Source organism: Extibacter sp. GGCC_0201, assembly GCF_017566055.1.
Taxonomy (GTDB): Bacteria; Bacillota; Clostridia; order Lachnospirales; family Lachnospiraceae; genus Extibacter.
The window spans coordinates 1-1,166 of sequence record NZ_JABFCH010000061.1; the positions used below are offsets into that span (position 1 = coordinate 1).

Consider the following 1,166-nt stretch of genomic DNA (forward strand, 5'->3'; position numbering starts at 1 on the left):
CGGCAGGGTACCACTTCAGCGGCTGGAGCCAGAAGGAAGACTTCAAGATGCCGGCTGACAACGTGACGATAGAAGGAAGCACGATAGCGAACGACGATACGAAGTACCGGGTAGAGCACTACAAGGAGAACGTGGACGGGACATTCGCCCTGGCAGAAGGCAGGGACGAGACGGGAACGACCGGGACGACGGTAACGGAAGAGGCGAAGGAGTATGAAGGCTTCAGCTACGATCCGGAAGCCGGGGAGTCACCGCTGAAGTCCGGTACGATAGCCGGAGACGGAAGCCTGACGCTGCGGCTGTACTACACGAGGAACAGCTACGACGTGACATACAAGGTGGACGGAGAGGCATATGAAGGCGCAGAGAGCTACAGGTACGGCGAGCAGGTAAGCATCAAGGCAGAGCCGGTGAAGGAAGGCTACACGTTCAGCGGCTGGAGCATCCCGGATGCGTTCGAGATGCCGGCAGAGGACGTGGAGATAACCGGAACATTCACGGCCGACGGCGACACGAAGTATAAGGTAGAGCACTATCTGGAAGGCCTGGACGGGAAGTATGCGGTGGAGCTGACAGAGGATCTGACCGGAGAGACGGATACGCTGGCGACGGCGAACCCGACGACATTCACAGGATTCACATATGACAAGGAGTCCGAGAAGAACGTGACGGAAGGGACGATTACGGGAGACGGCAAGCTCGTACTGAAGCTGTACTACGCGAGGGATGAGCATACGGTGACGTACCTCGTGGACGGTGAACAGTATGGAGAGATAGACACCTACAAGTACGGCCAGGACATCGACCCGCTGAGGGATAGGCCGACGAAGGAAGGCTATACGTTCAACGGCTGGAACGGCACGCTGCCGGATAAGATGGGAACCGAGGACATCACGATTACTGGAACATTCACCATCAACAGCTACAACGTGACCTACGTGCTGGACGGCGTGCAGTATGGAGCCCAGGAGACCTATGAATACAACAGCGACGTGACGGTAAGGCCTGCACCGGAGGTAGCGGCAGGGTACCACTTCAGCGGCTGGAGCCAGAAGGAAGACTTCAAGATGCCGGCTGACAACGTGACGATAGAAGGAAGCACGATAGCGAACGACGATACGAAGTACCGGGTAGAGCACTACAAGGAGAACGTGGACGGGACATTC

The 1,166-nt window shown here is 57.2% G+C and carries 1 protein-coding gene; it reads left to right on the forward strand.

Going from position 1 to position 1,166, the window contains the following annotated elements:
• Positions 1 to 1,166, forward strand: a 1,166-nt coding sequence (locus HJV72_RS18740) for an InlB B-repeat-containing protein (protein WP_208073367.1), incomplete at both ends; no start/stop codon positions are given.